The 13,132-nt window shown below is 70.9% G+C and carries 17 protein-coding genes; 7 read left to right on the plus strand and 10 right to left on the minus strand.

Translation table 11 applies throughout. The features are described 5' to 3' along the window. Positions 1–56 precede the first annotated feature (56 nt). Positions 57–584 carry an SRPBCC family protein gene (locus tag ABTW72_RS05460; protein ID WP_112677516.1) on the plus strand — a complete coding sequence of 176 codons (528 nt, stop codon included), beginning with the start codon at positions 57–59 and terminating at the stop codon, positions 582–584. Between the two features lie 12 nt (positions 585–596). Here ABTW72_RS05460 and ABTW72_RS05465 read toward each other — a convergent pair whose 3' ends face one another. Further along, positions 597–1,301, minus strand: coding sequence for a DUF2786 domain-containing protein (locus ABTW72_RS05465; protein ID WP_091396006.1), 705 nt, complete (start codon positions 1,299–1,301; stop codon positions 597–599). A 129-nt stretch (positions 1,302–1,430) separates the two neighbouring features. On the opposite strand from ABTW72_RS05465, the gene ABTW72_RS05470 reads away from it, so the two are divergent. Then, positions 1,431–1,871, plus strand: a complete 441-nt coding sequence (locus tag ABTW72_RS05470; protein ID WP_091396009.1) for a hypothetical protein — start codon at positions 1,431–1,433, stop codon at positions 1,869–1,871. Positions 1,872–1,929: 58 nt separating this feature from the next. On the opposite strand, the gene ABTW72_RS05475 is transcribed toward ABTW72_RS05470, so the two are convergent. Next, positions 1,930–2,319, minus strand: a complete 390-nt coding sequence (locus ABTW72_RS05475) for a hypothetical protein (protein ID WP_350854648.1) — start codon at positions 2,317–2,319, stop codon at positions 1,930–1,932. Positions 2,320–2,476: 157 nt separating this feature from the next. On the opposite strand from ABTW72_RS05475, the gene ABTW72_RS05480 reads away from it, so the two are divergent. Further along, a complete protein-coding gene (locus ABTW72_RS05480; protein WP_350854651.1) occupies positions 2,477–3,820 on the plus strand; it encodes an ABC transporter substrate-binding protein in 1,344 nt (447 codons plus the stop codon). Between the two features lie 66 nt (positions 3,821–3,886). Here the strand turns inward: ABTW72_RS05480 and ABTW72_RS05485 are convergent, their stop codons facing one another. Then, positions 3,887–4,630 (minus strand): enoyl-CoA hydratase/isomerase family protein, encoded by a 744-nt coding sequence (locus ABTW72_RS05485; RefSeq protein WP_091396017.1) that lies wholly within the window; start codon positions 4,628–4,630, stop codon positions 3,887–3,889. Next, positions 4,627–5,484: a 3-hydroxyacyl-CoA dehydrogenase family protein gene (locus tag ABTW72_RS05490; RefSeq protein WP_350854654.1), complete on the minus strand. Its 858-nt coding sequence runs from the start codon at positions 5,482–5,484 to the stop codon at positions 4,627–4,629. Before ABTW72_RS05490 ends, ABTW72_RS05485 begins: the two co-directional genes overlap by 4 nt. Positions 5,485–5,661: 177 nt before the next feature. Here ABTW72_RS05490 and ABTW72_RS05495 point away from each other — a divergent pair, with 177 nt between their 5' ends. Next, positions 5,662–5,949 carry a hypothetical protein gene (locus ABTW72_RS05495; protein WP_238660820.1) on the plus strand — a complete coding sequence of 96 codons (288 nt, stop codon included), beginning with the start codon at positions 5,662–5,664 and terminating at the stop codon, positions 5,947–5,949. A gap of 52 nt (positions 5,950–6,001) precedes the next feature. On the opposite strand, the gene ABTW72_RS05500 is transcribed toward ABTW72_RS05495, so the two are convergent. Continuing rightward, positions 6,002–6,781: a class I SAM-dependent methyltransferase gene (locus ABTW72_RS05500; RefSeq protein WP_350854657.1), complete on the minus strand. Its 780-nt coding sequence runs from the start codon at positions 6,779–6,781 to the stop codon at positions 6,002–6,004. Between the two features lie 54 nt (positions 6,782–6,835). Between ABTW72_RS05500 and ABTW72_RS05505 the strand changes: the two genes are divergently transcribed. Next, entirely contained in the window at positions 6,836–7,225 is a 390-nt protein-coding gene (locus tag ABTW72_RS05505) for a PPOX class F420-dependent oxidoreductase (RefSeq protein ID WP_350854660.1), read from the plus strand. A gap of 83 nt (positions 7,226–7,308) precedes the next feature. On the opposite strand, the gene ABTW72_RS05510 is transcribed toward ABTW72_RS05505, so the two are convergent. Both ABTW72_RS05510 and ABTW72_RS05515 read right to left on the minus strand, forming a co-directional pair. After that, positions 7,309–7,518, minus strand: coding sequence for a BldC family transcriptional regulator (locus ABTW72_RS05510; protein WP_007073996.1), 210 nt, complete (start codon positions 7,516–7,518; stop codon positions 7,309–7,311). A 250-nt stretch (positions 7,519–7,768) separates the two neighbouring features. Further along, entirely contained in the window at positions 7,769–8,608 is an 840-nt protein-coding gene (locus tag ABTW72_RS05515) for a DUF8083 family protein (protein ID WP_203123410.1), read from the minus strand. Between the two features lie 193 nt (positions 8,609–8,801). Here ABTW72_RS05515 and ABTW72_RS05520 point away from each other — a divergent pair, with 193 nt between their 5' ends. Together ABTW72_RS05520 and ABTW72_RS05525 are read left to right on the plus strand one after the other, a co-directional pair. After that, a complete protein-coding gene (locus ABTW72_RS05520) occupies positions 8,802–9,884 on the plus strand; it encodes a Glu/Leu/Phe/Val family dehydrogenase (RefSeq protein ID WP_124853501.1) in 1,083 nt (360 codons plus the stop codon). Positions 9,885–10,183: 299 nt separating this feature from the next. After that, positions 10,184–10,399: a DUF3073 domain-containing protein gene (locus ABTW72_RS05525; RefSeq protein WP_030332207.1), complete on the plus strand. Its 216-nt coding sequence runs from the start codon at positions 10,184–10,186 to the stop codon at positions 10,397–10,399. A 136-nt stretch (positions 10,400–10,535) separates the two neighbouring features. On the opposite strand, the gene amcA is transcribed toward ABTW72_RS05525, so the two are convergent. The 3 genes from amcA to purM all read right to left on the minus strand — a co-directional run bounded on the left by amcA (position 10,536) and on the right by purM (position 13,120). After that, the gene (gene amcA / locus ABTW72_RS05530; protein ID WP_124853502.1) at positions 10,536–10,763 is read right to left on the minus strand and encodes a multiple cyclophane-containing RiPP AmcA; all 228 of its coding nucleotides are present in this window, start codon (positions 10,761–10,763) and stop codon (positions 10,536–10,538) included. Further along, complete coding sequence (amcB, locus tag ABTW72_RS05535) at positions 10,732–11,835, minus strand: cyclophane-forming radical SAM peptide maturase AmcB (RefSeq protein WP_350855418.1); 1,104 nt, start codon at positions 11,833–11,835, stop codon at positions 10,732–10,734. Before amcB ends, amcA begins: the two co-directional genes overlap by 32 nt. 130 nt (positions 11,836–11,965) lie before the next feature. Next, positions 11,966–13,120 (minus strand): phosphoribosylformylglycinamidine cyclo-ligase, encoded by a 1,155-nt coding sequence (purM, locus tag ABTW72_RS05540; protein ID WP_091396042.1) that lies wholly within the window; start codon positions 13,118–13,120, stop codon positions 11,966–11,968. Between the last annotated feature and the right edge of the window lie 12 nt (positions 13,121–13,132).

The following is a 13,132-nucleotide window of genomic DNA, read 5'->3' on the forward strand; positions in this document are numbered from 1 at the left end:
AACCGGGCACCGCGCGAAGCTGCACACCGAGGCATCAGCCGGTATGGTCCGGGCCTATGGGACAGGAATTGACTGATCCGGCCGACATCCGGCAGGACGCCGGCCAGTTCTCTCTCCGGTGCAGCCTTCTCGTCCCGGGCTCCGCCGAGCACGCATTCACGGTCTTCACCGACGAGCTGACCGACTGGTGGGTCACCGAATACACCTGGTCCGGCCCGGACGCGCTGGCCGAGCTGGGCATGGAGCCTCGGGCCGGCGGCATGCTCTACGAGATCGGCCCGTACGGTTTCCGCGCCGACTGGGGTCGGGTGCTCACCTGGGATCCGCCTCGCCGGCTGGTCTTCGTCTGGCAGATCGGCCCCGACCGGGCGCCGGTGCCGGACCCGGCCCGCGCGAGCGAGGTCGAGGTGCTGTTCCACGCCGAGGGGCCGGAGCGCACCCGCGTCGACCTGGAACACCGGCACTTCGACCGGCACGGCGAGGCTGCCGAGGGTTACCGCAAGGCGCTCACGGCCGGCTGGCACGAGCTGCTCACCCGCTACGTCGCCACGGTGTCGCGCCACCGCCCCAGCACGACGGCCTGACGGCCCCCCGGGTCAGCGGCCGAGCCGACGACCGGCAGCGGCGCCGCCGAGGTCCCGACCACCAAGGTTCGCGCGTTGGCCGGCCTCCGCCCCCGAACCGAAGCCGGTGCCGCCCAACCGACGTGGCGGTGCGGTACGCAGCCGTGGGTACTCCTCGGTGAGCCGGCGCTGAACCCGGTCGGACCGATCGGCCAGCACCAGGGCCATCGACGGTGTGCCCGACTCGCTGGCCGCTGCCGACTCGGCCGCCCAGAGTCGGCCTCCGACCACCTCCGCGAAGCCGGCCAGCCAGGAGCGGCGGAAGGCGGCGGGGTGGTCGTCGGCGGGCACCTCGGTGGCGGCCAGGCCGTGCGCCGCCTGCACGAGCAGTGAGGTGAAGAGCAGGTCGACCCGTTCCAGGTCACTGGCGAAGCCGAAGAGGTGCAGGGCGAAGCCGTTGCCCTGCCGACGGCGTACGCAGCGGCAGCGCAGCGGCTCGGCCACCGCGGCGAGCAGGCCGACCTTGTCGCGGGCGTACGGGGCGACGACGTCCAGCACCCGATCGCCGACCGGGTCGGTGGTCGGGTCCCGGGCGGCGAGCAGCGCCCGGTCGACGCCGTAGCGGGCGATCAACTCGGTCGCCTTGGCGGTGAACGCGGCGGACTCGGCCGGCGTGCAGGCCGGGTCCTCGGCCTGGGCCAACAGCTTGCGCACCTTGCTGAGCATGGCCTCGGACATGCCTACAGAGCTACCACACGGGCCGGACATCATCGGGGCCGCGCGGCAATCGATCGATACGTATCATCGTCACGGTCAGATGATCAGTCCGATACGTACGGTCAGCCAACTGTTTGGAGGAACGAACGGATGCCATCCCCGACCGCTCGTCTGCTCGCCGTCGCCACGGCCGCCGCACTGCTCTCCGTCGGCACGCCCGCGCAGGCGGAGCCGACCACACCGACCACGCCGGTCAGCTCCGGGCCGAACGCGTTCGCCCCGCTCGCCACCTGTTACGGCGGGGCGGTCCGGTCCTACTTCGAGACCGGCCGCTACGGCGGCTCGGCCGGCCAGTACCGCACCACGACGCGCTGTCGCGACATCAACGTGCGCAACGCGAGCGTGTACGCCACCGAGGCGTGCGTGATCTTCGTCGACAAGACGAGCGCCTGCAACTACTGGACCTACCTGCCGGCCAACTCCGGCTGGATCACGGTGGCGACCAACGTCCGGGACGGCGTCAACTTCCGGGTCCGCTTCGAGAACCTGCGGTACGAGTACGAACCGCTGATCGCGTACCACGCGTTCTGACCGGCCCCGCACGGTCGCGGCGTCCGCCCCCCGACGGACGCCGCGACCCGGCTGGGCGTCACCCGGCGCGGCTGCGCAGGGTGGCGATCGTCGAGCCGGCGAGTGTGAGCAGGCAGTCGGGGAGCAGCCCGTCGGCGGCCGCCGCGCCGAACAGCGCCTCCCCGGTCGGCTCGTCCCGATTCGCGTACGCGCTGACGAAGCGGGCCACCCAGCGGGTGTCGTACCCGGCCTGATCGATTCCCGGAAAGTCGAGCGCCGCCCCGCTGGCCGCCGGCGCATCACCGAGCATGGTCGCGGCCAGGCACCAGGCGACGTCATACGCGCCGTCCAGGCCGGCCCGGTCGACGACCGCGTCGAACGCTCCCACCACCGCATCTCCATCGCCGGTCAGCGCCGAACGGAGCACGGCGGCCGCGTCATCGAACGTCTGCTGTGGTAGGTCGGTCACGCAGCGCACAGTAGGACCGGTGGTCAAGCGCACTCCCGCAACCGTCACTGTCCGTGTTCAACGCGAGCTACCTGCGCATTACGCCACCTCCACGGTCCCGCCGCCGGCCTCGGCACGCTAATGTGCGCAGCGGACCTTCGCCGGAGGAAGGACGACCATGTTCGTATCACGCCGCTCGCGGGTAGCCACACTGGCTGCCTGCGCGACGATCCTGCTCGCCACAAGCGCTTGCGGGGATGACAAGCCCGAAGAGGCCAGCGCCCAACAGGTGCGCCTCTACGGCACGGACGGCAACATGCTCAACTCCTATCCTGCGGAGTTGAAGGAACGGGCGAGTCTCGTCGACGGGATGAAGGGCACCACGCCCCTCGTACCGCTCCCCGACGACTTCAAGGGCCGGCTACGAGCCGTCAATCCGGCGCTGACGGACTACGTGTACTCCGCCGAGACGTACGACGCGGTGGTGATCGCCGTGCTCGCCGCCCAGTTGGCCGGGAGCACCGACCCGGCCGCCATCACCAAGCAGATCGTCGCCGTGACCAACGACGGGCAGCGCTGCGAAGACCCGGCAAGCTGTCTCGCGCTGGCCCGCAACGGGCAGGACATCGAGTACCGCGGCGTGTCGCTGACCCGGGCGGGCTTCACCGACAAGGGTGAGCCGGCCACCGCGAGCTACGCCACGCTGACCTTCGACGGGCAGCAGATCAACGACGGCAAGACCGAGTTCGTCGGCGCGGGCATCGAGTCGGCGGCGAGCACCAAGACGCCGCCGAAGCCGAAGAAGCAGCGCCCGGGTGGCGCCGCCGACCAGGAGCCGCTGATCCTGGGCGGCCTGCTGCCGAAGACCGGTGACCTCTCGATCGCCTACCCGCCGATGGCCGCTGGCGCCGCGCTGGCGATCAGGGAGATCAACGCCGCTGGCGGCGCACTGGGCAAGCCGGTGACGTGGCTCGACGGCGACGACGGCACCAGCCCGGCGGTGGCCAAGGCGACGGTGGCCAAGCACGTGGCGGACGGCGTCAGCGTGATCATCGGGGCCGGCGGTTCGGGCATCTCCCGGGCGGTACTGCCGGACGTGGTGCAGGCCGGGAAGATCCTCTTCTCCCCGTCCAACACCGACAGCAGCCTGACCGACGTCGACGACCAGGGCCTCTACTTCCGTACCGCCCCGCCGGACAGCCTCCAGGGCCGGGCGTTGGCCGATGTGATCCTCCGCGACGGGTCACAGAAGATCGTCATCGTCGCCCGCAAGGACTCCTACGGTGAGGGCCTTCAGGGCACCGTCCGCGACGAGCTGGAGAAGGCCGGTATCGCCAACGACCGGCTCAAGCTGTTGACGTACGAGCCGCCGGCCGACGCGAAGGCCGCTCCGGTCGACTTCAGCGGCGGCGCGAAGGAGATCAAGGAATTCGGCGCGGACGCCGTACTGATCATCGGTTTCGGTGAGTCCGCCCAGGTGATCCGCGGCCTGGCCGACGCCGGGGTGCAGATCCGGCAGTAGGCAGGACCCGAAACCACGACGGCCGCACCGGCTTCCCGCCGGTGCGGCCGTTTCTGGTACGCGGTCTCAGCGCGGCCGGCGACGCTCCAGGAACTCGGTCATCCGGCGGTGCTTCTCGTCGTCCTCGAAGAGCACCGCCTGGCTGACCAGGTCGAGATGCGGGTGCGCGGCGGCGGGCGCGTCCACCGCCAGCTTGGTCAGCCGCACCGCCAACGGTGAGCCCAGGGCGATCTCGTCCAGCAACGCGTGCGCCACCGTCAGCAGCTCGCCCGGCTCGTCCACCACCCGGTTCACCAGGCCGATCCGCAGTGCCTCCGCGGCGTCCACCCGCCGGCCGGTGAAGAGCAGCTCCTTGGCCCGGCCCTCGCCGATCAACGCGGGCAGCCGGTGGGTCGCACCGGCGCCGGCCAGGATGCCCAACCGCACCTCCGGTTGCCCGAAGACCGCCCGTGCCGTGCACACCCGCAGATCGCAGGCGTACGCCAGCTCCGCGCCACCGCCCAACGCCGGGCCGTCGACGGCCGCCACGGTCGGCATCGGCAGCGCCCGGATGCGGGCGAAGGCGGCCGAGTTGATCGCGGCGAGGGCGTCCGTGCGACCTCGTTCGCGGAGCTGACCGATGTCGGCGCCACCGGCGAAGATGCCCGCCGCACCGCCGGTGAGCAGCAGCAGGCGTGGGCGCGCCTCCAACTCGGCGCAGACCTGGTGCAGCTCGGCGATCAGGTCGGCGTCGATGGCGTTGCGCTTCTCCGGCCGGTCCAGGGTGACCACCAGCCGGTCCGGCCGCTCCTCGATCCGCAACCCGCTCACTGCTTGACACCGCCTTCCCAGCGGTAGAAGCCCTGCCCGGACTTCTTACCCAGCCGCCCCGCGGCCACCATCTCCACCAGCAGCGGGGGCGGCGCGAAGCGGTCCCCGTACGCGGCCTGGAGAGTGCGGGCGATGTCCAGCCGCACGTCGAGGCCGACCAGGTCGGTGAGCTCCAACGGCCCGATCGGATGCCGGTAGCCGAGCACCATGGCCTTGTCGATGTCCGCCGGGCTGGCCACCTCATCGGCGACCATCCGAATCGCCTCCAGCCCGAGGGTGACCCCGAGCCGGGAGGTGGCGAAGCCGGGCATGTCGCGTACGACGACGGGCTCCTTGCCGAGCCGGCCGGCGAGCGCGACGGCCGCGGCGGTGGTCTCCTCGGCGGTGGCCGGGCCGACCACGATCTCCAGCAGCGCCATCGCCCAGACCGGGTTGAAGAAGTGCAGACCGAGGAAGCGCTCGGGCGCGTCCAGTTCGGCGGCCAGCGCCCCGATGGCGATGCTGGAGGTGTTGCTGCCCAGCAGTGCCGGGCGCAGCGCGGCGGCGTCGCGCAGCACGGCACGCTTCGCCTCGAGGCGCTCCGGCACCGCCTCCACGATCACCTGGGGGGCGGGAGCGACCTCGGCGAGGGTCGGGCGCAGCGTCACCCGCTGCCGGTTCGTGGCGGCCTCGTCGGCGCTCAGCTTCCCGCGCTGCACCGCCCGCTCCCACAGCTCGGCGAGCCGGTTCAGCGCGGCCGCACCCCGCTCGGGATCCACCTCGACCAACTCGACGGCGTGCCCGGTACCGGCCGCCACGTACGCGATGCCAAGCCCCATCGTGCCGGCACCGACGACCACGAAACGATCGCTCATCACGCCTCCCTGTCCCGCCCGCCGACGCGCGGGGTCCCCGCTACGCCGGCCCGGGTGTCCCGCCCGCTCCGCTCGCTCATGGTGCGACCCTAGACAGCGCGACGACCCGGCCCATGCGTGGGGGAGCGCCGGATCGGGTAATGACGGCCCGTCAACCGAGGGAAGGACCGCATCGACATGAGCCAGGCACCGGAGAGCGTCACCGACGGGGAGACCGTGGAGACCCGAGGCGACGAGCGGGTCGAACTGCTGCGCGCCGACACCAACAACGACGGCAAGACCGACGTGTGGGTGGTGGACACCGACGGCGACGGCAAGGCGGACCTGTTCCAGTTCGACACCGACGGTGACGGCAAGGTGGACATCACCATGGTCGACATCGACGAGGACGGCCAACCGGACGAGGTGGTCGACGGCGACGGCGGCCTGCCGCCCGAGCAGCTCCCCCCGACCGTCCAGGTCTGAGACGTACGACGGCCCCCGCTCTCCGCCCGACGGAGAGCGGGGGCCGTCCTGCTCAGTCGACGAGGCGCAGGGTGGCCAGGTAGTAGGGGGCGTCGCGGTCGTCCACATCGGTGAGCCGCCAACCGGTGCCGTGCACCAGGCTGGCGAACTCGTCCGCCGAGCAGACCAGGTAGTCGAACCACTCGGTACTCAACTCGCGGTAGCGCAACCGCAGCCGCAGCTGGCCACCGAGCCGGCCGCGCCGACGGTTGCGCTCGTGGTAGCCGGTGTGCAGCGGGTCGCGGGTGCCGTACGGGTCGGTGCCCTGCGCGATGATCTGCGCCCCCGGTCGGGCCAGCGCGGCGAGCGCGGCCAGGAACTCGGGGGCACGCTCCCGCCCCTCGAACAGCCCGAGGTTGTTGCCGAGCAGCAGGAACGTGTCGTACCGCGACCCGTCGGCGACGTGCGTGTCGACGGTGCCGTGCACCAGCCGCCGGACACCGCGACGCCGGCTCACCTCCAGCGCGCCCGCTGAGGTGTCCAGTCCGGTGACCGGTACGCCGCGCTCCTGGAGCAGCAGCGCGATCCGGCCGGCACCGGTGCCGATGTCCAGCGTCTCGCCGTGCGCCCGCTCCACCGCGCGGTGGTCGTACGGCTGCCACTCCGCCGGGCCGTCCAGGTAGTGCGCCGACGGGGCGCCGTTGATCAGGCCGTCGTCCCGTTCGATGATCTCGATGACCGGTCGCGGCAGTCGACCACCGACCAGGGGCCGGGGGCCCACCCCGGTGGCCACGGCGAGCGTGTCTCGCAGCAGTTCGCCGATCACGTCACCGATTAGAGGCTCAACCGTCACGACGTTCACGCTATCCGGCCACTCAGTGGCCCGCGCCGGCCGTATCCTGGCGGCGTGACCATGCTGGACCGGCTGTCGGCCGAGAAGTACATCCTGCTCACGACCTTCCGCAAGGACGGTCGGGCGGTGCCGACCCCGGTCTGGGCGGTACGCGACGGGGAGGCGTTGGCGGTCTGGACCCGCGCCGACTCGGGCAAGGTGAAGCGGATCCGCCGCAACGGCGAGGTGACAGTGGCCCCGTGCGACGTGCGGGGTCGGCCACACGGGGCGGAGGTGCCAGCTCACGCGACGATCTACGGGAGCGGTGACACCGGTCGGGTCCGCGACCTGCTCAAGCACAAGTACCGCCTGATCGGTCGACTGAGCCTGCTGGGCAGCCGGCTGCGTCGCGGCGAGGGCGGCACGGTCGGCATCCGGGTGACGTTGACCGAGCCACGGCGCTGACTTGCGGCGCTGACCCGAGCCCGGGCATACGAAAGGGGCGGCGGATCGAGATCCACCGCCCCTGACGAAGAACTCCTGCCGGCTCAGTCGCCCTGCCGCTGCTGCGGGATCTGGCCCTGCAGCAGCGCCCTGACCTCCGACTCACGGTACCGACGGTGGCCACCCAGGGTGCGGATGGCACTGAGCTTGCCAGCCTTGGCCCACCGGGTCACCGTCTTCGGGTCGACCCGGAACATCGACGCCACCTCGGCCGGCGTGAGTAGCGGCTCTGGTTCGTGCGTTCGCGATGCCATCGGTCACTCCTCCACATGTATAGACATCGGCCGGGGTCCCGCCGGCCGACGCGTCTCCCATGGTCCGGCTAGTCCCCGATGTCCGACATGGGCCGAACGGATGAAGGTCCCTAGACGGACGGATGAACCATGCCCGATTTTTACGACTTTTACACGGCAGAAAGTACCTTATTCGGACTCATGATCACGGTTCGTGATGCGTCAACTACGAGCACAACTCACCTTGGGAGCGCTCCTAGGGTGATATGCCCTAGTTGCACCGCTCCAACAGCTGCACCGCGCGCCACCGAGCCACCAACTTGTCGTACGCGGCCGACGCCTCCTCGGCCTCACCGCGTGACAGCCCCGCGAGGCCGCCCGCAACCAGCTCGGGCGAGTCGTCCGCGGCGAGCGTCTCGTCGGAGAGCAGGTCGACCAGACCGCCGTAGTCCAGCTCGACCACGGACCGCGGATGGAACTCCTCCAACCAGCGGGCCGCCTCCTCCACCGCCTCGGTGATCGGCGCCTCGCCCACCGATTTGCGCAGCACCGACAGCGCCCGCGACGAGCGGCGTCGAGCCTTGGAGATCTCGGTGCGGTAGCGCAACGCCCGCCGGCCCGGCTGGGTGACCAGGTCCCGCTCCGCCGGGTCGAAGAGCACGAACCACCGCAGCGGTACGCCCCAGGTGGCGATCTGCTCGTGCACCCGGGGCACCCCGTGCTCCAGCACCCGGGCGCCACTGCGCCAGTCGTCCACCACCGCCCTGGCCTGCCCGGCGAGCACCGGCGGCACGAAGGCGTCGGCGAGCACCGAGGGCACCCCGTCCCGGGCGCTGAGCGCCGCCTCAGCGACCCGGATGCGCAGGTTCCACGGGCAGACCAGCAGGCCGTCGTCCGTCTCCAGGACGTACGCCTCCTCCGGCAGGTCCGGCAGCCGGGTCCAGCCAGCACCCAGCGCCTCGATCACCGCCGTCCGCTGCCGACCGGGCCCCTCGACCGGGGCGATCGCGCGCCCCTCCGAGACGTAGCGGCGCCAGTAGCTCTGCCGGTCCCGATCGAAGGCGGCCAGCGGTTCGTACACGCGCAGGTAAGAAGCGAAGAGCGACGGCACCGCGCGATCCTCCCACGAACCACGCCCGTACGCGGTCAGCGGCCGGAGCACGCGCGCCGCACCGTGGGACGGCGGCGGCGCGTCGAGCGCCCGTCCGGCGGCCGATACTAGGCTCGATCACACCGGCAGCATCCCCGCCGGGGTCCACCAGGTCCGCGTCCCACAAGGACGCACACCACAGTAGGAGCCAACCATGGGCGTATTCGCGAGCACCGACGACCCGGTATCGACCGGTCACGAGCAGGTCGTGTTCTGCCAGGACAAGCAGAGCGGCCTGAAGGCGATCATCGGGATCTACTCCACAGCGCTGGGCCCGGCGCTCGGCGGCACCCGCTTCTACCCGTACGCGAGCGAGGACGACGCCCTCGCCGACGTGCTGGACCTGTCCCGTGGGATGGCGTACAAGAACGCGCTCGCCGGGCTGGACCTGGGCGGCGGCAAGGCCGTCATCTGGGGCGATCCGGAGCAGATCAAGAGCGAGGCGCTGCTGCGCGCGTACGGCCGCTTCGTGGAGTCGCTGGGCGGCCGCTACTACACCGCCTGTGACGTCGGCACGTACGTCGCGGACATGGACGTCGTGGCCCGGGAGACCCGCTACGTGACCGGGCGCAGCGTGGAGCACGGCGGCGCCGGCGACTCGTCGATCCTCACCGCCTGGGGTGTCTTCCAGGGGATGCGGGCCGCGGCCGAGCACGTGTGGGGCACCCCGAGCCTGCGGGGCCGACGGATCGGCGTGGCCGGGCTGGGCAAGGTCGGCAAGTACCTCACCGGGCACCTGCTGGAGGATGGCGCCGAGGTGGTCGCCACCGACGTCAACCCGAAGGCGCTGGCGTGGGTGCGCAGCAACCACCCGCAGGTCACCCTCGTCGACGACGCCAGCGCCCTGGTCGCCGCGGACATCGACGTGTACGCGCCGTGCGCGCTGGGCGGCGCCCTGAACGACGACACCGTGCCGGCGTTGCGCGCCAAGGTGGTCACCGGGGCGGCGAACAACCAGCTCGCCCACCCGGGCATCGAGAAGCTGCTGGCCGACCGGGGCATCCTCTACACCCCGGACTACGTGGTCAACGCGGGCGGCGTGATCCAGGTGGCCGACGAGATCGAGGGCTTCAACTTCGACCGGGCGAAGCTGCGGGCGACCCGGATCTACGACACCACCCGCGAGATCCTGCACCTGGCTGACGCGGAGGGCGTGCCGCCGGCGGTGGCCGCCGACCGCCTGGCGGAGCGGCGGATGGCCGACGTCGGCCGGTTGCGCGCGATCCACCTGCGCTGAGCGTCCCCGGGGGCGGATCGACGAGATCCGCCTCCGGGCCCCCGTGCCGGGCGTCGCTGGGTAAGCTGAGCCGGGGTCAAATTTGATGCGGTTTGTCCGGTGTCACGGGCGCTAACCGTTCCGCTCCTTACCCGGTACACTGGGTGACGGCCGGATCACGCGACGCGCAGAGCCGGCTGACGGTAACCCGAGGTGCCGAACGATGGCATCCCCATGTACCGTAAGAGCCACGAGAGATGCCTGACGTCATCGGGGCCCGCCTTCGGGCTGCCCCGCATTCTGTGCGAGGGGGTCGAGCCATGGGGCGCGGCCGTGCTAAGGCCAAGCAGACTAAGGTGGCGCGGGAGTTGAAGTACCACTCCCCGAACACCGACCTCACCGCTTTGCAGCGCGAACTGGCGGGTGCTGGTAAGTCTGAGCACCACTTCGACGACGACTCTAAAGAGTTCGTCGACGACGATGATGAGGATCACGCGGACGACGATCCGGATCCCTGGGTCCGTCCGACCCGCTGACCTCTCGACGCAGCTGAGCACGCGGTAACCCCCGCGTGCTCACGCACGTCCCGTGCAGGTGCAGTCGCCGACGATCAGGGGCCTGGCCCGACCGGATCCACTCCGGCCGCTCGACAGGCCCCTGACAACGGCTTCCTCAGCGCGGGCGATTGTTCCAGTTGTAGAACGTCGGGATGTTCTCGAAGTGGTTCCAGGCGCAGACAGCGCTGGAGCCCTCGCCGCCCGACACCTCCGAACGCAGCCGGCGTGCGTCCTCGGCCTCCTGGAGCAGTGCGACGAGCGCGGGAGCCGCGTCCCGCACCCGTTCGGTGACTCCGTCGTCCGCTTCGCGCTCAGGCCGCCGGTGACTGGTGGTCTCGGGCATGCTCCAACACTCCCTCCAATAGGCGGATCTTGCTGTTGCGGCAGTGCTCGGTCTCCGTACCGTCAAAACGCCCCAGTTCGAAGTAACGGTTGGCGGCATGGCCACCACCGCAGAAGCCGAAGTACGGGCAGGACGCCCGGCACGCCTCCACCCCGGCCAGGAACTCCCTCACCCACGGCGTCGTCGCCGCGTTGCCGAGGATCTGCGCCAACGGGGTCGTCAGCACGTTGCCGCTGCTGAAGTCGCCGTAGCGGGGGTCGGTGAAGCCGGCCAGCTCCGGGGAGAGCACGATCACCGAGCCGTCGTGACCGATCGTCGGGATCGGGTCCAGGTGGCGGGGCAGCACCCCGTCCGCCGAGTTGTCGAGCACCGCCGCGGCGTAGCGCAACGACCACTCGATCTCGCGGAGGTGGATCCGGGGCTCCCGGCGCCACGCCCCTACCAACTCCGCCCAGAACGCGGACACCGCCGCCGGGTCGTGGCGGTTGTCGCGGGTGTTGACCCCTTCGGTCTCCTCGATGTTGATGCCCAGCACGTCGCAGCCCAGCTCGAGGAAGTAGTCGTACAACTCGGTGGCGAGCCCCGGCTCGGGCCGGGACACCACGGCCAACGCGGAGAAGGGCAGACCGCGCCGGCGCAGCACCGAAATGCCGTGCAGGATCCGGTCGTACGCCGGCTGACCGCCCCGGTTGACCCGGTCGCCGTTGCGCGTCCGGGGGCCGTCGACGCTCACACTCACCCGCATCTCGTGCCGGGCGAAGAAGTCGCACCAGTCGTCGTCGATGAGGGTGGCGTTGGTCTGCACATGGTGCTCGACCTCCGGCCCGAACGGGGCGATCAGATCGGCAAGGTGCTCTCGACCGGCGGCCAGGGGCTCGCCGCCGTGCCACACCACGGAGAACCGACCATTCGCCGCCCAGGGATTGACCGCGGCAGCGACCGCCTCGGCCACCGCCACCGGCATCCGGCGGTCGGCGGCGCGAAACGGCAGATAGCAGTACGCGCAGTCGAGGTTGCAGAGCGTGGTGGGCTGCATGACGACGTACGACGGGACGGCGGCCAGACCGCGCATCCCGCTGAACGACTGTCCCCGAGCAGCCATCGCCCTCCTCCGCCTAGCCTGAGGGTGCCCTTCAGGCTAGGCGGCATTGGCCACTCGGGTGAAGCCCTGATCAGGTGCCCGTACGATCACCGGAAAGTGATCATCCTCGGGTGTGCTGACCGACCATCTGCACGTTGCCGGTGCCCTCGATGATCTCGCCGGCCTGCCACGCCTCGACGCCACGGCCGGTCAGGGTGGCCAGCGCCCGGTCGGCGTCCTCGGCCGAGACGATCGCGAACATGCCGACGCCCATGTTGAAGGTCGACTCCATGTCGTGGTCGTCGATCCGACCCTTGGTCTGGATCAGGTCGAAGATCGGCTGCGGCTTCCAGGTGGACCGGTTGACCACCGCGTCGACGTGCTCGGGCAGCACCCGGACCAGGTTGCCGGGGATGCCGCCACCGGTGATGTGGGACAGCGCCCGCACCTCGGCCTCGGCGATCAGCTTGAGGCAGTCCTTGGCGTAGATCTTGGTCGGTGTGAGCAGCTCCTCACCGAGGGTCCGCTGCCGGCCGAAGTCGTCGATCACGATGTCCAGACGCATCCGGGCCGCCCCCAGCAGCACGTGCCGGACCAGGGAGTACCCGTTGGAGTGCAGGCCGGAGGAGCGCATGGCGATCACCACGTCGCCCACCTCGACCCGGTCGGGGCTCAGGATGTCGGCTTCCTCGACCACGCCCACGCCGGTCGCGGAGATGTCGTACTCGTCCGGACGCAGGACGCCGGGGTGCTCGGCGGTCTCCCCGCCCAGCAGCGCGCAGCCGGCGTAGCGGCAGCCGTCGGCGATGCCCGCGCCGATCTCGGCGACCTTGTCCGGCACGACCTCGCCGGTGGCGATGTAGTCGAGCAGGAACAGCGGCTCGGCGCCGCAGGCCACCAGGTCGTCGACGACCATCGCGACCAGGTCGATGCCGACCGTGTCGTGAATGTCCATCTGCTGGGCGATCACCAGCTTGGTGCCCACCCCATCGGTGGAGGACGCCAGGATCGGGCTCTTGTACTTCTTCGTGTCCAGCCGGAACAGGCCGGCGAAGCCACCGAGGTCACCGAGCACCTCGGGACGGCGGGTCTGCCGCACCTTCGACTTGAGCAGCTCCACCGCGCGGTCACCCGCGTCGATGGAGACCCCGGCGTCGGCGTACGAGACCGAGCGTTTGCGCGCCTGGCGGCCAGCACCGCCCGTCCACGGCTGGCGGTCGCCGCCGGCGCCGGTCGGGCTGCTTCCTGCGCCGCTGCGCTCGGACACGTGCGTCACGGTTCTCCCCTT

It is taken from the genome of Micromonospora sp. NPDC127501, assembly GCF_040302185.1.
GTDB lineage: Bacteria > Actinomycetota > Actinomycetes > Mycobacteriales > Micromonosporaceae > Micromonospora.